We start from the raw sequence: 22925 nt of genomic DNA, 5'->3' as shown, positions 1-22925 counted from the left end.
GCTTCGGCCCCCTCCGTCCGTGATACGTGCGCCAACGCGCCCCTCCCGGGAACATCGAGCCCCATCGCGAGGGATCAAGTCATCGACACACGCAGATTTCCCGCCATCATGCCGTGGTTGCAACGCCGAGACGACGAGCGGCACATCAACCGCGTACCACGGCCTCGATCTGCGCACGCAGCTGGCGCCACTCCGAGGTGGCGACGCCGCCCGTCGCCAGCGTCTCCATCAAACCATAGGCGATCGACCGATGCGCCGGCTCCAGGTCGGCGAGCTTGTCGAGCCGGAACAGAGAGCCCGAGCGCGGCTGCTCGAGGGTGCACACCAGGGCATAGAGGGTGAGCGCCGAGGCCGAGCCCGGCGCCGCCGCGATCGCCGCCAAGGCCTGCTCCAGCGGTTGCGCCGCGGCGGCGGTCATTCGCCGGCGACCGTCATCCGCTCGATCAGCCAGGAGCCGGTGCGGGTGCTGCCGGGGAAGTCGCAGTCATCACCGACGGCCACCAGGTTGGCGAACATCTCGCGCAGGTTGCCGGCGATGGTCACCTCCTCGACCGGATACTGGATCTCGCCGTTCTCCACCCAGAACCCGGCGGCACCGCGCGAATAGTCGCCAGTGACCATGTTGAGCCCGTGCCCCATCAGCTCGGTGACCATCAGCCCGGTGCCCATCTCGCGCAACAGCGCAGCGCGATCGAGCGGTCCCGAGTCGATGGTGAGGTTACGCACCCCGCCGGCATTCGCGGTGCTCGGCATCCCCAACCGACAGCCGGAATAGGTATCGAGCACATAGGTCTGCAGCACCCCGTCGCGCACCAGGTCCTTGGCCCGGGTCGCCACCCCGTCGCCGTCGAAGGGTGCGCTGGCCAGCCCCCGCGACAGCAGCGGCTGCTCGTGGATGCGCACGAACTCGGGGAAGATCTGCTCATCGAGGCTGTCGAGCAGGAAGCTCGCGCGCCGATAGAGGCTGCCGCCGCTGATCGCCCCGATCAGCCCGCGCAACAGCCCGGTGGCGACCTCGGCTCGGAACAGCACCGGCACCTTGCGCGTGCCCAGGCGACGCCCGTTGAGCCGGGCCACGGTGCGTGCGGCGGCGCGCGCGCCGATGCGCGCGGCGGCATCGAGATCCTCGGGGGCACGCGCCGAACTCCACCAGTAGTCGCGCTGCATCGACTCGCCCTCCTGGGCGATCACCGCGCAGTTGAGCCCGTGTCGGGTGCTCGGATAGCCCCCGATGAAGCCGTGACTGTTGCCATAGACACGCAGTCCGAAATGGGTCGAGAGGCTCGCCCCCTCGGAGTTGACGATGCGTGGGTCATGACCGCGCGCGGCCTCCTCGCACTCGACGGCGAGGGCCACGGCGGCGTCGACCCCGATCGGCCAGGGGTGACAGAGATCGAGGTCGGGCACCTCGCGCGCCATCAGCTCGGGCGCGGCAAGATGGGCGCAGCTGTCCTCCTGGGTGTACTCGGCGATGGCGCAGGCGGCGCGCACCGCGTCGCGCACCGCCGCCGGCGACAGGTCGGTGGTGCTGGCCGAGCCGCGGCGGTGACCGAAATAGACGGTGACGCCGAGCCCGTTGTCGCGGATGTGCTCGACCGTCTCGACCTCGCCCAGCCGCACCGCGACCTCGAGTCCGGTGCTGCTGCCGACCGAGGCCTCGGCCGCACTCGCGCCCTGGCGCTCGGCCTCGCGCAGCAGCTCCTCGACGCTCTCCTGCAGCCGCGCCAGACGCTCGGCGGTATCCTCTGTGGCACTGATGGACATGCGGTTTCCTTCAGACTGGATTGAATTCGACACGCGTCGCGACCCAGGATCAAGACCGGGGCGCGACGGACTCAGGCGCTGGTGCCGCCGACGGTGAGCGCATCGATGCGCAGGGTCGGCTGCCCGACCCCGACCGGCACGCTCTGTCCGTCCTTGCCACAGGTCCCGACACCCTCGTCGAGCTTGAGGTCGTTGCCGATCATGCTCACCCGGGTCATCACCTCGGGGCCGTTGCCGATCAGGGTCGCGCCCTTGACCGGCCGACCGATCCGACCGTTCTCGATCAGATAGGCCTCGCTGGCGCTGAACACGAACTTGCCCGAGGTGATGTCGACCTGGCCGCCGCCGAAGTTGGCGGCATAGAGCCCCTTGTCGACCGAGGCGATGATCTCGGCCGGATCACGATCCCCGGCAAGCATATAGGTGTTGGTCATGCGCGGCATCGGCAGATGGGCGTAGGACTCGCGCCGCCCGTTACCGGTGGGCGCCACGCCCATCAACCGGGCATTGAGCTTGTCCTGCATGTAGCCGCGCAGGATGCCGTCCTCGATCAGCACCGTCTCCTGGGTCGGGGTGCCCTCGTCGTCGATCGCCAACGAGCCGCGCCGTCCCGGCAGGGTGCCGTTGTCGACCACCGTCACCCCGGGCGCGGCCACCCGCTCGCCGAGCCGCCCGGCGAAGGCCGAGGTGCCCTTGCGGTTGAAGTCGCCCTCGAGCCCGTGACCGACGGCCTCGTGCAACAACACCCCGGGCCAGCCGGGACCGAGCACCACCGGCATGGTGCCGGCCGGGGCCTCCTCGGCCTCGAGGCTGGTGAGGGCGAGACGCACCGCCTCGCGGGCGAAGCCGAGCGCCCGCTCCTCGGCGAGGAAGAAGCCGAGATCGGTGCGCGCACCGCCGCCGCTCGAGCCCTGCTCGCGACGCCCGTCGGCCTCGACGATCACGCTCACGTTCATCCGCACCAGCGGGCGCACGTCGGCAGCCAGCGAGCCGTCATCGGCAAGCACCAGCACCACATCGTGCGCCGCCACCAGGCTGGCGGTCACCTCGCGCACCCGTGGGTCGGCGGCGCGCGCCTCGGCGTCGACGCGACGCAGCAGCGCGATCTTGTCGGCGTTCTCGAGACTGTCGATGGGGTTGATCGGCGGGTACAGGGCAGCGGCCGGCGCCTTGGCTCCGACCGCGACGCTGTGCCCCCGACCGCCGCGGGCGATCGTCCGCGCCGCCTCGGCGGCCTGCGCCAGGGCCGGGAACTGCAACTCGTCGGAGTAGGCGAACCCGGTCTTCTCGCCGCAGATCACCCGCAGCCCGGCGCCCTGCTCGATGTTGAAGTTGCCGTCCTTGATGAGACCGTCCTCGATCACCCAGGACTGCAGGCGGCTGGACTGGAAATAGATGTCGGCGGCGTCGACCGAGGCACCGGCGAGCAGCCCGAGCAGACGGTCGAGATCACCGTCGGAGAGACCGACCGGCGCGAGGATGCTGTCGCGCGCGAGCGCTAGTGAATCGTTCATCGGATCTAGAGGACTCCTGGGGAGCATCTCCCCGACCGTGACCGGCCGAGGGGTGAACTGGCGGGCCCGAAATGGACGTGGGACGAGGCAGCTTCAGCGCAGTGCCGTGCAACCGGTCCCCGCCCCCCTCGGCACGAGCAGGGACTGCTGGGACCCGGGGGGGATGCCCCCCCCGGAGCGGGTCCGCCGGCGGCGGGACCCTTTGCGATCTAGCTGAGGCTTCAGCCGTGACATTTCAAACGGCGGTGCTCGATGGTCGGGAAATTGCGACGCACCGACTCGAGGAACTCCTCGTCGACCGGGCAGCAGATGCTGCCGGCCCCGCGCGGCACCTGCGCCAGCACCGAGCCCCAGGGGTCGACGATCATGGTATGACCATGGGTCTCGCGCCCATTGATGTGGAAACCACCCTGGGCGGCGGCGACCACATAGACCAGGTTCTCGATGGCGCGCGCGCGCACCAGGGTCTCCCAGTGCGCCTTGCCGGTGATCGCGGTGAAGGCCGAGGGCACCACCAGGATCTCCACCCCGCGATCGAGCATCTTGCGGAACATCTCCGGGAAGCGCAGATCGTAGCACACCGCCACGCCGAGCCGTCCCAGCGGGCTGTCGATCACCACCACCTCGTCACCGGCCTCGATCGCGGCCGACTCGTGATAGCGCTCGTCGACCTCGGGCAGACTGACATCGAACAGATGGATCTTGTCGTAACGCGCCACCCGCTGGCCCTGGTCGTCATAGACCATGCACGCAGCGCGAACCTTGGACGAGTCCTCGGCCACCATCGGGATGGTGCCACCGACCAGCCACACGCCGTACTGCTTGGCCACCCGAGCGAGGAAGGCCTGCAGCGGCCCCTCGCCGTCCTCCTCGCGGAGGGTGAGTTGGTCCTGGTCGCGCTTGCCCATGAAGGCGAAGTTCTCGGGCAACACCACCAGCTGCGCGCCGCCCTCAGCCGCCTCCTTGATCAACCGCTCGGCCTCGAACAGGTTCGCGCTCACGTTGGGGCCGGTCGCCATCTGCACCGCCCCGACCTTGGGTTTCGCATTCATCGTCTGCACCGCCTCGCCGGTCCGGTCGGCCCGCGACCTCGCCGATCTCCGCCTTTGCGTCCGAGCAGCCACCCGCCGATGGCGGCGACTGCGTACCTATCGGAAAGATACCATCCCCCCGGTCGAGCCGAAACCGCCGACCGCGCGCTCACTCGAGAAACAGGTTCACCGGCTCGTCGCGACTCGGCGTCTCGTCCTCGGCGACGGACTGCACCAGCTGCGGATCCCAGCCCAGCGGCGTCACCCGCGGCTCGCCCCAGGGACCGCTGACCCGGTACTGATAGCGCCCCAATCGGTCGATGGCGTTCCCCGCCACCCGGTCGACCAGATAGACCGCGGCGCCGACCACGGGACCGCCGGCCACGGCGCTGGCCAGGGCGACGCTGGAGCCGAGCTTGGGCTCGAGCACCACGGTCTGATCGAAGCGCCGCTCGACCAGATCGGTCAGCCCGCCGATGATCAGCCGGCTCGAGGGACCGACCACCTCGAAGCGATCGCTGCCGGCCTGACCATCGGCGAGCAGCAGTCGTCCCTGCATCCGCTCGAAGGCGAAGCCCTGGGCATAGAGATCGCTGAAGTCGAGCGCCAGACGGCGGCTGATCGCGCCCAGGTTGAGGAAGCCGAGCACGCGTCCCACCCCGGGCTCGAGTTCGAGCAGGCGCCCGGCGCCGATGTCGACGTCGATCCAGCCGTGGGTACGCGCCAGCGCGTAGTCACCGGGCGCGCCCGGCCAGTCGAGTTCGGCATGGGCGTCGACCGGTGCGCCCTCGAGCACGCTGCGATAGCCGAGCCGGCGCAACAACTCGCCGAGATCGCCCGACTCCAGCGCCAGGGTGACCCGGCTGTGACCGCCGCCGGGGCCGTCGCGCCAGTTCGCCGAGCCGCTCAGCGCGAGCCGCTCGCCATCGCTCAGACGCAGCCGGGGGATGCCGATGCCGGCGGCGCTCGGCCGCAGCTCCAGGGCCAGCCGACCGAGCCCCTCACCGCCCCAGCGCAGATCGCTGACGGCGAGATCGAGCGCCGGCCAGTCGCCCGGCGCGCGCGCCGCGCTCCCGGCGCCACCACCGCTGGCGAGCAGGGCGTCGAGTTCGAGCCGATCGAGATCGAGCCGCAGCGGCGCGTCGGGCGCGCCCGGCGCAGTGGGCAGCACCACCTGCCCGGCCAGCTCGCGGCTGTCGAATCCCAGGCGCCAGCCGCGCGCCTCGGGCGCCAGCGCAAGCGTGGCACGATGCAGCCGCAACGCGCCGAGACGCGCCTCCTCGGCGGCGACCTCGACCCCGACGAGCGGCGTGGCACCCGCGCCGCCACCCGGGCGCCGACGCGCCCAGGTCGACCAGGCATCGAGATCGAGCCGCTTCACCCGACCGTCGATGAACAGCCCGTCGCGCCCCGGCCGGGGCGCGGCGCCGTCGAGACGCAGATGGGCGCGCTCGAGCCGCGCCGGCGCCAGCCCCAGGGCGAGATTGACGCCGAGCGAGCCGACCCGACCGGCGACGGCGAGGCGCTGGTCGGGCACCAGGGTGCCGGCGAGGTCGAGCCGCCGCCGACCCTCGGCGCGCTTGCCGAGCGGCGCCGGCAGCGCCAGCGCCAGCCCCTCGAGGCCGCTCTCCAACCGCCAGTCGAGCCGGGGGGCGGAGGCGCCCAGCTCGGCGTGGGCCAGCCCCAGCGTCAGGCGCCAGTCGAGTTCGCCGTCGAGGCTCGACCACAGCGGCGCGGGCAACTGCGCGGCCAGGGTCTCGACCGGGGTGCGCGAGGCGGCCTCGAGCACCACCCGCTCGGGCTCGGTGCGCAGCGCCAGTTGCAGCGGCCGCCCCCAGAGTCGGGCGGTCATCGACTCGGTCGCGACCCCCTGGGTGTCGAAGGAGAGTGCGCCATCGAGATCGGCCAGTCGCAGCGGGGTCTCGATCAGGCGCAGCGCGGCATCGTCCTCGGGCCAGGTCAGGCGCCCGCTGAGCGCCAGCGGCTGCTCGCGCTTGAGCGGCAACCCGATATCGAGCGCCAGGTGCGAGTCACCGCTCGCCTCGAGCCGCGCGGCCAGGGCGCCGAGGCGCGTGCGCAACGGGCTCTCGCGCAACACCCGCACGCCGTCGGCGAAGGGGCCATCGGCCTCGGCATGGATCTCCAGCACCCGGCTGTCGCGCAGATCGGGGAGCCGCGCCCAGCCGGCGCTGACGTCGCTGTCGAGGACGCGCGCCCGGTCGAGACGCACGCTCATGCCCTGGTTGAGAAAGCGCAGCTCGCCGCTGGCCCCCTCCAACGGGGGATAGCCGGGGAGATAGTCGAGCCGGGTGTCGGCATAGTCGAGACGCAACTCGAAGCGCCCCTCCTGAGCACGGAAGGGGTAGGCGGCCAGCGGGCCGCGAAACAGCACCTCGGCCTCGGGCACCCGACCGGCGACGATGGCGCGCTCCAACCAGGCGACCAGACGCGGGTGCATCTGTCCGACCGGGAGATAGCTGCGGGTCTGGGCGGCGTCGCCGTCGTGGAAACGCGCGCGCAGATCGAGCAGCGGGCTGGCGCCGTCGCCGGGCAGGTGGAGGCTGAAGCGCGCGTCACCGGCGAGATCGGCGGTGGCCAGTTCGAGCGACTCGGCCGCCAGGTGCCAGCCGTCATCGGCATGACGCCAGCGCAGCGTGCCGTCGAGTCGGGAGAACGCCAGCGGCCGATCGAACAGCGGCGCCAGATCGAGCGCGAAACGACGCGGCGCAAGCGCCAGCCGCCCGCCGTCCTGGTCGACGCTGAGCGTCCCGTCGAGCCCGCTGAGACCGGGCCAGTGTCCGTGACGATCGAGACCGATCCCGACGAGCCGGGCGTCGAGACGCCAGCGCGGCGGCGCATCGACCGGCAGCGCCACCTCCAGGGCGCAGGCATCGAGCCGGCCACGCGGGGCGCTGGCCAGGAGCCCGGCGAGCGCGTCCGGCAAGGGGCGCGGACTGGCACGCAGCAGGGTGCCGAGCGCGGCGAGATCGAGGGTACGGGATTCGGCGACGAGCGCGCGCGCGCGCCCTCTGGGGTCGAGATCGAGCGCAAGGTCGCCGATCGCCACCGCGCCGCCCGCGGCCCCGACAAGATCGAGGTCGGCCAACCGTAGCCGCCAGCCGTGGCGATCCGGACGCAGCTGCGCCAGCGTCCGCACCCGACGCAACACCGGCTCGCCCGCGGCGCTGGCCAGCCCGTCGAGGGCCAGCGCCAGACTGGCGCCGGCCAGCCGGCCGGGCACCAGCTCGGCCCACAGCTCGACCTCGCCGCCGGCGACCCGGGGCAGCGCCTGCCCCGCCCATTGCGTCGGCAGCGCCTCCAGCCGCGAGGCCGCCACCCGCGCCGCGACGTGCCCCCACCAGCGCGCCGGTTCGCGCAGTGGTCCGTGCAACCGGGCGCGTGCCTCGATGCGCCCGGCGAGCGCCGGCACGGCGGCGGCGAGCGCCACCCGGCGACCATGCCAGCCGTTGTCCAGGGTCAGCGTCAGCCCGTCGAGACGCAGCGGAGCGGACAGCTGCGGATCGTGATAGTCGAGATCGATGTCGGTGAGCGTCACCCGTCCTCGCTCGAGCAATCGCACCAGCCCCTCGGGGTCGCCGCCGCCGAGTCCGGCGAGCGCGGGCAGGGACAGCCGCCCGGCGCCATCGCGCACCAAGCTCAACTGGCCACCGGCGAGCCCCAGTCCGGCGAGCCGGGGGGCGCCGGCGCGCAGCGAATCGAGCGGCGCAAGCTCGATCGCCAGGGTCTCGAGTCGCAGCGGCGCCGCAGCACCCGGGGCGCGCAGCATCAGGCCATCGAGCGCCAGATAGGGACGCAGCCCGACCAGCCCGGCACGCAGCCGCTCGGCCTCCAGCTCGACGCCGAGCGCGGCAGCGACCGAGCGCAGCAACGGCTGGCGATAGTGATCGATCAGCGAGAGCCCGACGCGAACGCCGGTGAGCGCGAGTGCGCACACCACCAGCACGACGAGCATGGACCTGGACAGGGGCGCGTAGAGACGACGGATCGAGGACATGGGCAGTGCTTCGCGGCTGGCGTGAACGGGTGGCGGAGCGCCGCGACCGGGGACCGGTCCGCGAGACCCGGTCGAACGCCCCGGGGCGTTCGGTCAGATCAGCACCACGTCATATTGTTCCTGAGTATAGAGCGCCTCGGCCTGGAGCCGGATCGGTCGACCGATGAACTCCTCGAGTTCGGCCAGGTGCGCCGACTCCTCGTCGAGCAGCCGGTCGACCACCTCCTGGGAGGCGAGCACCAGCAGGCTCTCGACGTCGAACTGACGCGACTCGCGCATGATCTCGCGGAAGATCTCGTAGCAGGTGGTCTCGGCGGTCTTGATCGAGCCGCGACCGCCACAGCAGGGACAGGGCTCGCAGAGCACGTGCTCGAGCGACTCGCGGGTACGCTTGCGGGTCATCTCCACCAGACCGAGCGAGGAGACCTCGGTGATATGGGTCTTGGCGTGATCGCGTGCCAGACACTTCTCGAGGGCACGCAGCACTTGGCGCTTGTGCTCATCCTCGGTCATGTCGATGAAGTCGATGATGATGATGCCGCCGAGGTTGCGCAGGCGCAACTGCCGACAGATCGCCTGCGCCGCCTCGAGATTGGTCTTGAAGATGGTCTCCTCGAGGTTGCGATGACCGACGAAGGCGCCGGTGTTGACGTCGATGGTGGTCATCGCCTCGGTCTGATCGATCACCAGGTGACCGCCGGACTTGAGGCTGACCTTGCGATGCAGCGCCTTGCGGATCTCGTCCTCGACCCCGTAGAGATCGAACAGCGGACGCTCGCCCTGGTAGAGGTCGATACGATCCTTGATCTCGGGGATGTACTTGGCGGCGAAGGGGATCGCCTTGTCGACCATGGCGCGCGAATCGATACGCACGCGCTCGACGTCCGGGGTGACCAGATCGCGCAGCGCGCGCAGCGCCAACGGCAGGTCCTCGTGGATCAGGCCGTCGCCGGAGGCGTTGGCGCAGCGCTCCTTGACCCCGCGCCAGAGCCGATCGAGGAAGCCCATGTCGCGCACCAGCAGGTGCTCGTCGACGCCTTCGGCGGCGGTGCGGGCGATGAACCCGCCCTGCCCGTCGTGATCGTCGACGAAGGCCTGGAGGATATCGCGCAGGCGCCGCCGCTCGTCCTCGTCGTCGATCTTCTGCGACACGCCGATGCCGCCGAGGGCGGGCATGCACACCAGATAGCGCGAGGCGACCGAGATGTTGGTGGTCAGCCGCGCACCCTTGGTGCCGAGCGGGTCCTTGACCACCTGGACGACGATCGGGTCGCCCTCGACCACCAGGTCCTGGATGTGCTCGCTGAGCGGCTCACCATGGGGACCGATGATGTCGGATGCGTGCAGGAAGGCGGCGCGCTCCAGACCGATCTCGACGAAGGCCGCCTGCATCCCCGGCAGCACCCGACAGACCCGGCCCTTGTAGACATTGCCCACCAGACCGCAACGTTCGGCGCGTTCGATGATGATCTCCTGCACCACGCCGTTCTCGACCACGGCGACACGAGTCTCGGGTGGCGTGACATTGATCAGGATCTCTTCGCTCACGGGAGGTTCTCACTTATGGATTTGGATATGGAGATGGGGGCGCGCGCGCCTGGCGGCACGCGCGCGAAAACCATGAGCCGGCGGTCGCGCCGCGACCGGCGGCGCGATCGGTTCACTGCGTGAACCCGTGGACGAATCAGTCCTGACCGGGGGGCGAGGCGCCGAGCACCGGGATCCCGGCCTCGGCCAGCAGCGTCGCGGTCTCGAACAGCGGCAGCCCCATCACCCCCGAGTAACTGCCCGCGATCGCGGCGACGAACACCGCGCCGAGCCCCTGGATGGCATAGCCGCCGGCCTTGTCGCGAGGCTCGCCGGTCGCCCAGTAGCGCGCGGCCTCTGCGGGCGCGACCTGGCGGAAGCGGACCCGGGTCTCGCTGAGACGCAGCGACTCGCCGGCGGCGCCGACCAGGGCCACCGCGGTGAGCACCCGATGCTCGCGCCCGGAGAGCAGCTCCATCATCTCCAGCGCGTCGGCGCGATCGCGCGGCTTGCCGAGGATGCAGGCGTCGACCACCACCGCGGTGTCGGCGGCGAGCACCAGGGCATCGGCGCGCGCGGCGACCTGCGTCCAGCCGGCCCGACCCTTGTCGCCGGTGACCCGGCGCACATAGTCGCCGGGGGCCTCGCCGGGACGGACGGTCTCGTCGACCTCGGCATCAAGGCGCGTGAAACGCACGCCGATCTGCTCGAGCAGCTCGGCGCGTCGTGGCGAGCGCGAGGCGAGATGGAGGCGCGGCGCGGCGGCGTCCATCTCAGTCGCCACGATGGTAGGGGTGGCCGTGCGTCAGCGACCAGGCGCGATAGAGCTGCTCGGCCAGGATCACCCGGACCAGTGGATGGGGAAAGGTGAGGCGCGAGAGCGACCAGGACTGCTCGGCGCGGGCCAGACAGCGCTGATCGAGCCCATCCGGACCACCGACCAGCAGGGCGCGATCGCGACCGTCGGCGAGCCAACCCTCGAGCGCCTGGGCGAGACGCTCGGTGCTCCAGGACTGGCCACCGCCGTCGAGCGCGATCACCGCCGCGCCCTTGGGCACTGCCTTGAGGATACGCTCGGCCTCCTCGGCCTTGTAGCGCGCCACGCTGCCGTTCTTGACCCGGCGTGCCGGCTCGATCTCCTGGAGCTGCAGGGCACACTCCGGGGGCAGGCGCTTGGCGTACTCGGCATAGCCCTGCTCGACCCAGCCGGGCATGCGACGTCCCACGCTGATCAGCTGAATCCGCATCCGCTCCCTACCCGTCTCGCGCCCATCGTCTCTCCTCGGATCCCGTCCATTCGCCAGGGTCGCCATCGGCCCCGCCCCGGGGCCGCGCCCCACATCGCAACCGACGATGATAGCCGTGAGCCACCCCCGACCGCCAACCGCGCTGATGCCGACTCGCTGCCCACCCACTCTAACGGGTATACTGGTGTGTCGCAGCAAGCGTGATCGGGCGTACGCACGGGCAAGACGCCCGCTGCGCCGCGATCGATGCGCGCCACCCCAATCCATGCGTCCGGCGCCGCGTCCCCCGCCCTCGAGCCCACCACGATACCGGCCTGCGGCGCGCCGAGCGCGCGCATTCGCTGTGTCACGCCATGAGCAGCGGGGATCGACCCCGCCACGAGAGAGACTGCGGCGCGACCGCAAACCATCATTCGGAGACCCCGATGTCGGAAGAATTCGACCAGAGCGCACTCGAGTACCATCGTTACCCCAAGCCCGGCAAGCTGGAGATCAAGGCCACCAAGCCGCTGGCCAACCAGCGTGACCTGGCGCTGGCCTACTCGCCCGGCGTGGCCGCGGCCTGTCGCGAGATCACCAAGGACGCGCTGGCCGCCTCCGAGGTCACCGCACGCGGCAACCTGGTAGCGGTGATCAGCAACGGCACCGCGGTGCTCGGGCTCGGTGCCATCGGCGGTCTGGCCTCCAAGCCGGTGATGGAAGGCAAGGCGGTGCTGTTCAAGCAGTTCGCCGACATCGACGTGTTCGACATCGAGGTCGACGAGCGTGATCCCGAGGCCTTCATCGAGACCGTCGCCCGCCTCGAGCCGACCTTCGGCGGCATCAACCTCGAAGACATCAAGGCCCCGGACTGCTTCATCATCGAGAAGGCGCTCAAGGAGCGCATGGGCATCCCGGTCTTCCACGACGATCAGCACGGCACCGCGATCGTGGTCTGCGCGGCCATCCTCAACGGCCTGCGGGTGGTCGGCAAGGACATCAGCAAGGTGCGTCTGGTCACCGCCGGCGCCGGCGCCGCGGCACTGGCCTGTGTCGACCTGCTGGTGACCCTCGGCCTGCCCAAGGAGAACATCACCCTCACCGACATCGCCGGGGTGGTCCACGAGGGCCGCACCGAGGAGATGGACCCCTACAAGGGTCGTTACGCCCAGGCCACCGAGCAGCGTACCCTGGCCGAGGCGATCGAGGGCGCCGACATCTTCCTCGGGCTCTCGGCCGCCGGCGTGCTCAAGCCCGAGTGGCTGGGCAAGATGGCCGGGTCGCCGATCATCATGGCGCTGGCCAACCCGGTCCCCGAGATCATGCCCGATCTGGCTCGCGAGGCGCGTCCGGATGCGATCATCGCCACCGGTCGCTCGGACTACCCCAACCAGGTCAACAACGTCCTCTGCTTCCCCTTCATCTTCCGCGGCGCACTCGACTGCGGCGCCAGCGAGATCAACGAGGCGATGAAGGCCGCCTGCGTGCGCGCCATCGCCGACCTGGCCATGGCCGAACCCTCCGACATCGTGCGCGCGGCCTACGGCGGCCATCAGCTGAGCTTCGGCCCCGAGTACCTGATCCCCAAGCCGTTCGACCCGCGGCTGATGGAGCACCTCGCACCGGCGGTGGCGCGCGCGGCGATGGAGAGCGGCGTGGCCACCCGGCCGATCGCCGATCTCGAGGCCTATCGTCGCGACCTGCACGCGCGCTCGCACCGCACCGGCATCGCCATGAAGCCGGTGTTCGACCAGGCGCGCATCGCCCCCAAGCGGGTGGTCTTCGCCGAGGGCGAGGAGGATCGGGTGCTGCAGGCCGCGCAGCAGGCGGTGGCCGAGGGCATCGCCCGACCGCTGCTGATCGGTCGCCCCGAGGTGATCGGCGCGCGCATCGAGGCCCTCGGCCTGAGCATGCGTCCCGAGCAGGACTTCGAGGTGGTGGTGCCCTGCGAGAACCCGAACTTCGAGAACCACTGGCAGGCGGTCTACGAGCGGGTGCAGCGACGCGGCTATGCCCCCGACGAGACCCGCGAGTACATCCGCAACGACCCCACGGTGCTGGCCGCGGCCATGGTCCGCTGCGGTGACGCCGACGCCATGATCTGCGGCGTGGTCGGGCGCTATGCCCGTCACCTGCGTCATGTCGAGGAGGTCATCGGCACCGCCGCGGGCGTCACCCACCTCACCGCGATGAACGCCGTGGTGCTGGAGAAGGGGCCGCTGTTCATCGCCGACACCTATGTCCAGGCCGACCCCGACGCCGAGCAGCTCGCCGAGATCACCCGGCTGTGCGCGGCCGAGGTCGAGCGCTTCGGCCTCACCCCCAAGGTCGCGCTGCTGTCGCACTCGAACTTCGGCAGCCACAACTCGCCCTCGGCGCAGAAGATGCACAACGCGCTGCAGCTGCTGCGCGAGCAGGCCCCCGAACTCGAGGTCGAGGGCGAGATGCACGCCAACCTCGCCCTCGATCCCGAGGGCCGGCTGGCGCGCTTCCCCAACTCGCGTCTGACCGGTGCGGCCAACCTGCTGATCATGCCCAACCAGGACGCCGCCAACATCGCCTTCAACCTGCTGCGGATGCGTGACGAGGGCGCCTCGCTCGGTCCGATCCTGCTCGGTTCGGCGCACGTCGCCCACATCGCCACCCCCAGCACCACGGTGCGCGGGCTGCTCAACATGACCGCGCTGGCCGCCGTGCAGGCCGGCTGACCCGCCACGCTGCCGACAGAAGCTGTCAGCTGACAGCTTCTGTCAGTCCCGCCCGCTCGCCGCGACAGCGTCGCGGCATCTCCTCGCGGCCCCCGCGAAACAAAAAATCAAAACAAAACAAATAGATAAAAACAGATCACGCGTCTACGAGAAGCGTGGCATGCCTCATGCATTTACTAAGCGCAGGCAAGGCCCCGAAGGACGCACAGATCGGCGCCAGACGCCTGAAACAAAGAGAAGCCGGCCCCATCGGCTCGTGAGGTCGCACAGACCACCAGACACGGGACGGGGCGCGGCGCCGGGCAGTCCACGGCGTCGCGCCCACAGGGTCAGCCGGGCAGGATCAAACGTCGGCGCGCTCACTCCCCCCGGGCCCCGACGCCCCTGACCGTGCAGCGAAAGGAACTGAGCATCCCCGGGGAACGCGGCACTCCTCCTCGCGTCTCCCCAAGGTTGGCCATCGTGATCCGTGGCGGCGGATCCGATGGCCCTTTTATTTCCTCTCCGTCTCGTCCATGCCGACCTCGAGCTGACGACGCTGCCAGAGCAGGGTCAGCACGATGGCCACCACCACGGCGACCACGGCGACCGCCACCGCGGCATCGTCGAGGAAGGCGATCGCCACCGCGCTCAACATCAACACCACCCCCACCCCGGCCATGCGCAGATGCCCGTAGATACCGGCGAGCAGCGCCGAGAAGCCGAGCAACAGCACCATCATCAGCCCCATCACCGCGTTGTCGAACACCGACTGGAGCTGCGGCAGATAGAGCAGTCGCACCAGTACGAACAGCGCCGCCCAGTGCGCCAGGGTACGCACCACGAAGGCGGTACGCGCACCCGAATCGGACTCGAAACCGTCCCAGCCGACCCAGAGCGCAAGCGCACCGAACAGCGGGATCAGCACCTGCCAGTAGAGCAGCGCGGTCCCCGGGACCAGATTGGTCAGCCCAACCCCGATGATGACCGCGACATAGAGCACGACATAGGGCCACTCGGCCAGTAACAGACGACGCAGACTGCCTGCAGCGGGACTCGACACGATGCCACCTCCTGTCAGCATGAATGGTGTCCGGCCCCGGGGCCGGACGCGACTGCTGCCCCAAGGGTAGTACCTCTGAGCACGACCTGCAGAGGCGGCGCGGGCTTGCGCCAGACCCTTTGATACCGCTAGCGTAGCCGCACGCCACCGCCCCAACCCGACCGGATCCCGGATGCCCCAAGCCGACGGCCAGACCGCCACCGACTGGCGACAGACCCTGCTCGCCCTGTTCGAGCGCCGCGTGATCGCGATGCTCTTCCTCGGCTTCTCGGCCGGGTTGCCGCTGCTGCTGATCTTCTCCTCGCTGTCGCTGTGGCTGCGCGAGGCCGGGATCGAGCGCAACGCGGTGACCTTCTTCAGCTGGGCCGCGCTCGGCTATTCGTTCAAGTTCGTCTGGGCGCCGCTGGTCGACCGACTGCCGTTGCCGCTGCTCACCCGCGTGCTCGGTCGCCGCCGCGGCTGGCTGCTGCTCGCCCAGCTCGGGGTCTCCGGGGCGATCGCGCTGATGGCCTTCACCGACCCCGCCGGCGGCGAGTCGGCGCTCGCGCGCATGGCACTGGCCGCCACCCTGCTCGGGTTGACCGCCGCGACCCAGGACATCGTCATCGACGCCCTGCGCATCGAGTCGGCCCCGCCCCGACTGCAGGCGCTGATGTCCTCGACCTATATCGCCGGCTACCGCATCGGCATGGTGGTCTCGGGGGCCGGCGCACTCTATCTCGCCGCCTGGTTCGGCTCGACGGCTGAGACCTACAGCTATAGCGCCTGGCGCAACACCTATCTGGTGATGGCCGCCACCCTCGGCGTCGGGCTCGTCACCACCCTGCTGATGCGCGAGCCCGAGACCAGAGAACGGCTCGCACACCCTTATCCGGGGCGCGACTATCTGCGTCTGGTGGTGGTGTTCGTACTGGTGGCGGCGAGCTTCGTCAGCGCCTTCTTCCTCGGCGCGCCACTGTTCGCCGCGCCCGCCGGCGACGCACTGCTGCGCTTCGTGCTGGAGGTGGCCCATCTCGCCGCGGCCATCGCCGTGGCGGCGACGGTCGGCTGGGGGCTGGTGCGCCTCGGCCTGCTCGAGCGGCGGCTGGCGCACGAGACCTGGATCGAGCCGGTGGCCGACTTCTTCTCGCGCTACGGGCTGCGCACCGCGCTGCTGCTGCTCGCGCTGATCGGGCTCTACCGGATCTCGGACATCGTCCTCGGGGTGATCGCCAACGTTTTCTATCAGGACATCGGCTTCACCAAGCCGCAGATCGCCTCGGCGGTCAAGACCTTCGGGGTCTTGGTGAGCATCCTCGGCGGACTGCTCGGCGGCGTCCTCGCCACCCGTTTCGGGGTGATGCGCATCCTGCTGCTCGGCGCCCTGCTCTCGGCCCTCACCAATCTGGTGTTCGTGCTGCTGGCCTACGCCGGCAACGAGCCGCTGCTGCTCTATCTCGCGGTCAGCGCCGACAACCTCGCCGCCGGGCTGGCCAGTGCGGCCTTCGTCGCCTTCCTCTCGAGCCTCACCAGCATCTCCTTCACCGCGGTGCAGTACGCCATCTTCAGCTCCTTGATGACCTTGCTGCCCAAGGTCCTCGGCGGCTACTCCGGCTCGCTGGTCGACGGCCTCGGTTATCCCGGCTTCTTCGTCTTCACCACCCTCATCGGTATCCCGGTGGTGGCGCTGGTGTGGCGGGCCGGACGGCTGTTGCGCGACGCGCCCTGAGCCACCCGTCCCGCCCGGGGATCAGACCGCGCCCCAGGTGGTGCGCTTGGCCTCGGTCTTGGTCGCGAGCATGGTCTCCAGGTCGCGACTCGGCAGGCCCGGCCGGTAGTCGGCCAGGGCCTCGAACACCCGGATCACCTTGTCCTCGCCGGAGAGCCCCTTGAGGTCCTGCTTGTCGAGATAGCAGCACTCGGTGAGCGCGTTCCACACCACCCCGTCGCTGTGCTGGATCAGCACATAGGGATGCCCCTGGATCTCGACCTCGGCGCTCTCGGCGACATTGTCGATGAAGAGCACCGGACGACACTCCGGGGCGAGTACGTCGTGGAAGCGCGCGACGAACTCGGGCAACTCGTCGATGCTCGCGAAGTTGCCCACCACCATCTGCAGCCGGGTCTCGTCGCCGACCATCACCGCCTGCTTGAGCACCGCCTTGGACGGGGTACGTTTGCCGGTCGAGGCCTTGAGCTCGCCCTCGAGCACCACGAACTCGCCGCGAAAGACCTGCAGTCCCTCGCGACTCGGCGTACCGAACAGGGTCTTGAGCCAGAACCGTTCCTGTTGTTGATAGGTATCGAGCAGCATTGATCAGGATCTCCACAAAGGACGGGGAATCGGGGCGCGTCCGTCGGGGTGGGAATCTCACAGTGATGTCGGTTTTGCCACCAAGGGGTTCTGAGCCAATCTGCGTTCTGGTGCCGCAACCGCTTGCCAATCAAGGAAATACCCACCCGACGGAACACGGGTTCGACTCCGCAACGGGGTCGCAGTCGGGAGATAGCAAGAACGAGGCCCACTCTCGACCACCGAGACCGTCATCGCGCTGATCTATAGTGATCGGGATGCGCCGGCATCACCGGTCGGCGCCACCGCCAAGGCGAGGCCCCGCATGACCGATCCGCAGCACCTCTATCTGTCCCTGATCCCGCAGGCACTGATCGCCTCGATGCTCGCCCCCGAGGCGTTCGGCAGCTATTACTCGATCGGCGCCAAGGTCCACGTCCAGGGCGAGTCGATCTTCTTCGAGGTCGACCCCGGATTCCGCGACGCCGACCTGCCCTTCGAGCTGATCGAGAAGCGCTGCGTGCGCACCCCTGAGGGCGCGCTCAAGCGCTCGGTCTATCTCGCCATCTACCGGGTGCTCGAGCGCATCCCGGTCGCCGCCCTCGGCAACCTCCATCTGGTCACCAACGACGGCAAGACCCTGACCCTGGAGCGCGCACCCTACCAGCCCCACCCCGAGCCGCGCTCGCACCTCTACCAGGAGTTCAGCCCGGTCACCCCGCTGGTCGCCAGCCGGCTCGAACCGCACGACTTCTGCGACTTCATCACCGACCCGGACAACCCGGTGCACGTCCCCCGAGTGGTGTTCTCCGAGCTGCGTCTCGGGGCGCTGGCCACCGATCCCGAACACGGCGCGGCCGACGACCTGCCCTATCCCAACCTCGCCCATCTGCGCGACGTGCTGGTCGAACTCAACAGCGACACCACCACCAAGTCGAGCAAGCTGGTGCTGCGCCAGGTCAAGGCCGGGGTGCTCTATCGCATGGTGCACAACGGTTTCTATGTCGGCGATCAGCAGGACTTCGCCTACTACCCCTTCCCCGATCACGGGCTGCTCGAGGACCAGTACCGCGACTGGTGGCGCTCGGCCCAGCTCGGTCCGCTCGCATGACCCGAAACCCCCGTCAGGGAGACCACCGATGAACGAGATCGCCTTCTGGATCGCCCCCGTCGCCGCGCTCACCGCGCTGGTGGTCGCGGCGCGCTTCTTCCGCGAGATGCTTGCCGAGGAGCAGGGCAACGCGCGCATGCGCGAGATCGGCGACCATGTCCGCCACGGCGCCATGGCCTATCTGCGCCAGCAGTATCGGCTGATGCTGCTGGTGTTCGCGTTGCTCACCGCGCTGTTCGCGCTGCTCTCCTACGGGTTCGGGCTGCAGAGCACCTGGCTGCCGGCGACCTTCGTCTGCGGCGGGCTGTTCTCGGCGCTGGCCGGTTACATCGGCATGCAGACGGCCACCCGCGCGGCCACCCGCACCGCGGCGGCGGCACGCACCTCGCTGCCCCGGGCGCTGCGCATCGCCTTTCGCAGCGGTGCGGTGATGGGGCTGGTGGTGGTCGGACTCGGACTCGGCAACATCGTCGTCTGGTTCGCCCTCGCCGACTGGTTGTTGCCGGCCGGAGAGGATGCCGGGGTGCGCATGGTGCTGGTCACCACCACGGTGTTGACCTTCGGCATGGGCGCCTCGATGCAGGCGCTGTTCGCCCGGGTCGGCGGCGGCATCTTCACCAAGGCCGCCGATGTCGGCGCCGATCTGGTCGGCAAGGTCGAGAGCGGCATCCCCGAGGACGACCCGCGCAACCCGGCGGTGATCGCCGACAACGTCGGCGACAACGTCGGTGACGTCGCCGGCATGGGCGCCGACCTGTTCGAGTCCTACTGCGGCTCGATCCTCGCCGCCTGCGCCCTCGGCGCCGCGGCCTATGTCGGCGACCCGACGCTGCAGATCAAGGCGGTGGTGGCGCCGATCGCCATCGCCGGGCTCGGCGTGCTGCTGTCGATCCTCGGGGTCTTCCTGGTGCGCACCCGCGAGGGCGCCGACCAGCGCGCCCTGCTCGGCGCGCTCTCGCGCGGGGTCAATGCCGCCGCGGCGCTGATCGTCGTCGCCAGCGCGCTGCTGCTGTGGGCGCTCGGTGTCGCCAACCCCTGGGGGATCTGGGGCGCGGTGGTCAGCGGACTGCTCACCGGCATCGTCGTCGGTCGCGCCACCGAGTACTACACCTCGCCGAGCTATGCGCCGACGCTGCACATCGCCCAGCAGGCCGAAGGCGGACCGGCGACGGCGATCATCGCCGGCATCGGGGTGGGGATGCTGTCGACGGCGGTGCCCATCCTCGCCGTCGGCGCCGGCACCCTGGTCGCCTTCCTCTGCGCCTCGGGCTTCGACCCCGGGGCGCTCAACCAGGGGCTCTACGGCGTGGCGATCGCCGCCGTGGGGATGCTCTCGACGCTCGGCATCACCCTGGCGAGCGATGCCTACGGACCGATCGCCGACAATGCCGGCGGCAACGCCGAGATGAGCGGCCTCGGCCCCGAGGTCCGCGCCCGCACCGACGCACTCGACGCCCTCGGCAACACCACCGCCGCCACCGGCAAGGGCTTCGCCATCGGCTCGGCGGCGCTCACCGCGCTGGCGCTGATCGCCTCCTATGTCGAGGTGGTGCGCATCGAGCTGATCCGCACCGGGGTCGTCACCCTCGAACTCGGTCACGAGGTGGTGGTCGCCACCGCCGGGGCGACCCTCGCCGACTTCATGACCTATTTCGACGTCACCCTGCTCAACCCCGCGGTGCTGGTGGCGGTGCTGCTCGGGGCGATGGTCGCCTTCGTCTTCAGCGGGCTGACGGTGCAGGCGGTGGGGCGCGCAGCCGGGCTGATGGTCGAGGAGGTGCGCCGTCAGTTCCGCGCCGACCCCGGCATCCTCGCCGGCACCTCGGAGCCGGACTACGAGCGCTGCGTGGCGATCTCGACGCTCGGTGCCCAGCGCGAGATGCTGGTGCCGGCGCTGATCGCGGTGAGCGCGCCGGTGGCGGTGAGTCTGCTGCTGGGGGTGGCGGGGGTGATCGGGCTGCTGGTCGGGGGGCTGTCGAGCGGTTTCGTGCTGGCGGTGTTCCTGTCGAACTCGGGCGGCGCCTGGGACAACGCCAAGAAATACATCGAGGCCGGTCACCACGGCGGCAAGAACTCACGCGCCCATCGCGCCTCGGTGATCGGCGATACCGTCGGCGATCCCTTCAAGGACACCTCGGGGCCGAGCCTCAACATCCTGGTCAAGCTGATGAGCGTGGTGGCCATCGTGATGGCAGGGGTGAGCACCAGCCACAGCCTGTTGTGAGCGGCGGGGCGCCCGGCCCGAGGGGGGCCGGGCGGGGTCGGTCTAGATGTGGGTCGAGAGCGGAGCCTCGTGGGCCAGCGGCTCGCCCAGCTCGTCCCAGCTGAACAGGTTGAAGGCGCGATGACCGTTGTGATCGAGCACCCGCAGGTCGTCGGTCTCGGTAAAACCGTTGGTGACCTTGCGGAAGTGGCCGCCATAACGCTGTTCGGCCAACTCCAGCGGGATCTCATAGGCGAGAAACTTGGGGATCCCCTTGTTGTTGAGCCGCTCGAGCAGCTTCGGATTCTCGATCGAGTCGTAAGAGGTCAGGATCACGATCGGGCCGTTTCCGGTCAGAAGCATGGCGCATTTCATAACCAACTCCCCTGGTTGACCGCCCGCGCGGGCGCGGTGCGGTGCGGTAATGAAGGCAGGACTGCCTGTCGGGTCGGCATGCGCAAACCGGCATGCCTCCGTGGCCCGATTCTAGCACCGCCTCAAAACCTCGGGGCCGCAGTCGATCGCAAACCTGCGGGTCAGACACCATACGGATCTCGATACCAGTCACGCAGCACTTGCAGGTCACGCGCCGGCAGATAGTCGTAGGCGCCCATCAGATCGGCATGCACCGCCTCGACCAGTTGGTGCGACACCCGCGGGCTGGTCAGCATGTGGAAGTACCAGGCGAAGGGATAGCCCAGGCGGCGGTCGAAGGCGTGGAGCTGGTTGGCCAGCGCCGTGCCGCGCATGCCCTCGCCGACGGTGAGCGGCGGGGCGGCGGCGCAGGCCGCCACCGGTCGGGCGCTGCCGCGTCCTCCGCCATCGCGCACCGCGACAATCCAATGGTGACAGAGCTGCGCCTGTTCACCGGCGGAGCTGCGCGCCCAGTCGGCGAAGAAGCGCCGCAACCCGGTGTCGTGCTCCTCCAGGGTGTCGAGACGCAGCAACCGTCGGAACACCAGTCGCGGCGCCCCCACCGGCTCGGGCTCGACCCTGGGGACATCGACCGGGTCGATGAACTCGCCGAGCCCCTCGGGGAACCAGTCGGGATCGGTCAGTGGGCGCTCGAACACCTCCTGAAGCTCCTCGACCTCGATCTGGATGGCGGCATCGGGGCTGTGCCCGGTGGCAACGGTCAGGTAATGGGTGCGACCCTCGACCCGGGTGGCGAACAGACGCCCCTGCGGCAGCTCGTCGAGCATCTGCTCCAGATCACCGCCGGCGGCGGCGAGCGCCGCCTCGGCCCAGGGGCGGATCTGTTCGGCCACCCGCTCACCGTCGAGATCGACCACGCCGCCGAGCCGATACCAGCCGCCGCGGGTGAGGACGTGGCGCAGCGGCCAGGCCGGGAACAGCCGTTGGAGTGTCCTGACCAGGGACCCGATCCCGCCCTCGGGCGAACAGTCCTGACAGTGCCGTGCGACGGCGAGTTCGAGTTCGGCGACAGGCGGGTGGACGGTGGTGCTGGCGATCATCGTCATCGGACTGGACTCGATTCGGTGACAGGAGCACGGGCCGGCCCCCGGCTCATGCGTGGGTGGCGAGCAGCAACCCGCTGGCCTCGGCCGGATCATCGGTCAGGGCGGCGCAACCCGAGGCGCCGGCGCCGACCAGATAGAGGCTCACCCCGGGCAGCTCGCGATAGGGCTCGCGGACGCCGACCTCATCCTCCAGACAGAGGGTGAAGTGCAGCTCGTCGAAACTCTCGCGCAGCGCCTGCACGGCCTGCGCGTTGACACCGATGCGCGAGACCACGGCAACGACCTGCTCGATCCGCTCGGGCGCAATCATGCCGCAACCCCGCTCCGGGCGCCCGCCTGCCCCATCGCCTTGGCCAGCCACGGCGGGACATGCCCGGCGAGAACGCCCTGCAGCTCGCGCAAGTGCGCACGCGCCTCGCCGCCATCGGCGACGCGGATCGGATGGACGTCGACCTTGACCACCTTGGCCGCGGCCGGTCCCCCGATCGAGGCGACGTAGAGCAGCTGACAGTCGGCGATCAGACCGGCGCGATAGCTGTTGCGATCGTCCTCGGCCTGACTGTCGTCGATCTCACGGACCTCGATCAGCCGCATCGCCTCGGCCGAGACCTGATAGACCAGGAAGCGTCGCGCCGCGCCGAAATGGCCGTCGAGCTGCTCACCCGAGTCCGAGGCGCAGGCGACCCGGATCGAGTCCGGCAGCTCACCCTCGGCATAGGGCTCGGGCAGCGGCGGCGGCTGGGTCTCGCCGGCCTCGCCCTTGAGGATGGCGAGCGCGTCCCTGAGACGCTCGGGCTCGAGGTCGGCGAGCGCGCCGTCGGCACCCTGGCGCAGATCGCGCAATCGCAGACGATCGAGCTTGTCGGCGGTCGGCGGCAGTCCCAGGGTGGTCTCGAGCACGCGCAGCAGGCGCGCGACATCGATCTCGGGGAGGATGCGGGCGGCGAGCCCGATACGCAGCGCGATGTCGTCGGAGAGTGGTACGACGGTCATGAGGGTGACTCCCTGGTGTTGGCGGGGCCCGTCCCGAT

General features: G+C 70.0%; 18 protein-coding genes. 4 read left to right on the top strand and 14 right to left on the bottom strand.

Features of this window, described 5'->3' with window-relative positions:
• Positions 1-145: 145 nt before the first annotated feature.
• The 8 genes from ACAM26_RS06795 to rlmH all read right to left on the bottom strand — a co-directional run bounded on the left by ACAM26_RS06795 (position 146) and on the right by rlmH (position 11098).
• Positions 146-418: a hypothetical protein gene (locus ACAM26_RS06795; RefSeq protein ID WP_123142872.1), complete on the bottom strand. Its 273-nt coding sequence runs from the start codon at positions 416-418 to the stop codon at positions 146-148.
• Complete coding sequence (pmbA, locus tag ACAM26_RS06790; protein ID WP_369613337.1) at positions 415-1764, bottom strand: metalloprotease PmbA; 1350 nt, start codon at positions 1762-1764, stop codon at positions 415-417. Before pmbA ends, ACAM26_RS06795 begins: the two co-directional genes overlap by 4 nt.
• Before the next feature lie 71 nt (positions 1765-1835).
• Positions 1836-3278 carry a metalloprotease TldD gene (tldD, locus tag ACAM26_RS06785; protein ID WP_132230301.1) on the bottom strand — a complete coding sequence of 481 codons (1443 nt, stop codon included), beginning with the start codon at positions 3276-3278 and terminating at the stop codon, positions 1836-1838.
• Positions 3279-3499: 221 nt separating this feature from the next.
• On the bottom strand, positions 3500-4330 hold the full coding sequence (locus ACAM26_RS06780) for a carbon-nitrogen hydrolase family protein (protein ID WP_062275306.1): 831 nt from the start codon (positions 4328-4330) through the stop codon (positions 3500-3502).
• 148 nt (positions 4331-4478) lie between these two features.
• Positions 4479-8324: a YhdP family protein gene (locus ACAM26_RS06775; RefSeq protein ID WP_369613336.1), complete on the bottom strand. Its 3846-nt coding sequence runs from the start codon at positions 8322-8324 to the stop codon at positions 4479-4481.
• A gap of 93 nt (positions 8325-8417) precedes the next feature.
• On the bottom strand, positions 8418-9872 hold the full coding sequence (gene rng, locus ACAM26_RS06770; RefSeq protein WP_123140152.1) for a ribonuclease G: 1455 nt from the start codon (positions 9870-9872) through the stop codon (positions 8418-8420).
• A gap of 136 nt (positions 9873-10008) precedes the next feature.
• On the bottom strand, positions 10009-10623 hold the full coding sequence (locus ACAM26_RS06765) for a nucleoside triphosphate pyrophosphatase (protein ID WP_123140151.1): 615 nt from the start codon (positions 10621-10623) through the stop codon (positions 10009-10011).
• Position 10624: 1 nt separating this feature from the next.
• Positions 10625-11098 carry a 23S rRNA (pseudouridine(1915)-N(3))-methyltransferase RlmH gene (gene rlmH, locus ACAM26_RS06760; protein WP_369613335.1) on the bottom strand — a complete coding sequence of 158 codons (474 nt, stop codon included), beginning with the start codon at positions 11096-11098 and terminating at the stop codon, positions 10625-10627.
• A 425-nt stretch (positions 11099-11523) separates the two neighbouring features.
• Here rlmH and ACAM26_RS06755 point away from each other — a divergent pair, with 425 nt between their 5' ends.
• Positions 11524-13785: an NADP-dependent malic enzyme gene (locus tag ACAM26_RS06755; protein WP_123140149.1), complete on the top strand. Its 2262-nt coding sequence runs from the start codon at positions 11524-11526 to the stop codon at positions 13783-13785.
• Positions 13786-14278: 493 nt separating this feature from the next.
• On the opposite strand, the gene ACAM26_RS06750 is transcribed toward ACAM26_RS06755, so the two are convergent.
• Positions 14279-14827, bottom strand: a complete 549-nt coding sequence (locus tag ACAM26_RS06750; RefSeq protein ID WP_123140148.1) for a hypothetical protein — start codon at positions 14825-14827, stop codon at positions 14279-14281.
• Between the two features lie 172 nt (positions 14828-14999).
• Between ACAM26_RS06750 and ACAM26_RS06745 the strand changes: the two genes are divergently transcribed.
• Positions 15000-16535, top strand: a complete 1536-nt coding sequence (locus ACAM26_RS06745; RefSeq protein ID WP_369613334.1) for an MFS transporter — start codon at positions 15000-15002, stop codon at positions 16533-16535.
• A gap of 21 nt (positions 16536-16556) precedes the next feature.
• Here ACAM26_RS06745 and ACAM26_RS06740 read toward each other — a convergent pair whose 3' ends face one another.
• Positions 16557-17120, bottom strand: a complete 564-nt coding sequence (locus ACAM26_RS06740; protein ID WP_369613333.1) for a hypothetical protein — start codon at positions 17118-17120, stop codon at positions 16557-16559.
• A 304-nt stretch (positions 17121-17424) separates the two neighbouring features.
• On the opposite strand from ACAM26_RS06740, the gene ACAM26_RS06735 reads away from it, so the two are divergent.
• Together ACAM26_RS06735 and ACAM26_RS06730 are read left to right on the top strand one after the other, a co-directional pair.
• On the top strand, positions 17425-18210 hold the full coding sequence (locus ACAM26_RS06735; RefSeq protein WP_132230309.1) for a hypothetical protein: 786 nt from the start codon (positions 17425-17427) through the stop codon (positions 18208-18210).
• A 28-nt stretch (positions 18211-18238) separates the two neighbouring features.
• Positions 18239-20434 (top strand): sodium-translocating pyrophosphatase, encoded by a 2196-nt coding sequence (locus tag ACAM26_RS06730; RefSeq protein WP_369613332.1) that lies wholly within the window; start codon positions 18239-18241, stop codon positions 20432-20434.
• A gap of 42 nt (positions 20435-20476) precedes the next feature.
• Here the strand turns inward: ACAM26_RS06730 and ACAM26_RS06725 are convergent, their stop codons facing one another.
• The 4 genes from ACAM26_RS06725 to ACAM26_RS06710 form a co-directional block, all read right to left on the bottom strand.
• On the bottom strand, positions 20477-20776 hold the full coding sequence (locus ACAM26_RS06725) for a hypothetical protein (RefSeq protein WP_223806118.1): 300 nt from the start codon (positions 20774-20776) through the stop codon (positions 20477-20479).
• 173 nt (positions 20777-20949) lie between these two features.
• Complete coding sequence (locus tag ACAM26_RS06720; protein WP_369613331.1) at positions 20950-21894, bottom strand: hypothetical protein; 945 nt, start codon at positions 21892-21894, stop codon at positions 20950-20952.
• 46 nt (positions 21895-21940) lie between these two features.
• Positions 21941-22204, bottom strand: coding sequence for a DUF6129 family protein (locus tag ACAM26_RS06715; protein WP_123142865.1), 264 nt, complete (start codon positions 22202-22204; stop codon positions 21941-21943).
• Positions 22201-22887 carry a dinitrogenase iron-molybdenum cofactor biosynthesis protein gene (locus tag ACAM26_RS06710; protein WP_123140141.1) on the bottom strand — a complete coding sequence of 229 codons (687 nt, stop codon included), beginning with the start codon at positions 22885-22887 and terminating at the stop codon, positions 22201-22203. Before ACAM26_RS06710 ends, ACAM26_RS06715 begins: the two co-directional genes overlap by 4 nt.
• Positions 22888-22925 lie beyond the last annotated feature (38 nt).

This window comes from Marichromatium sp. PS1, from assembly GCF_041155115.1.
GTDB lineage: Bacteria > Pseudomonadota > Gammaproteobacteria > Chromatiales > Chromatiaceae > Marichromatium > Marichromatium gracile.
Note: the sequence above shows the minus strand (reverse complement) of the source record. Positions and strands in the feature narration are given on the sequence as shown.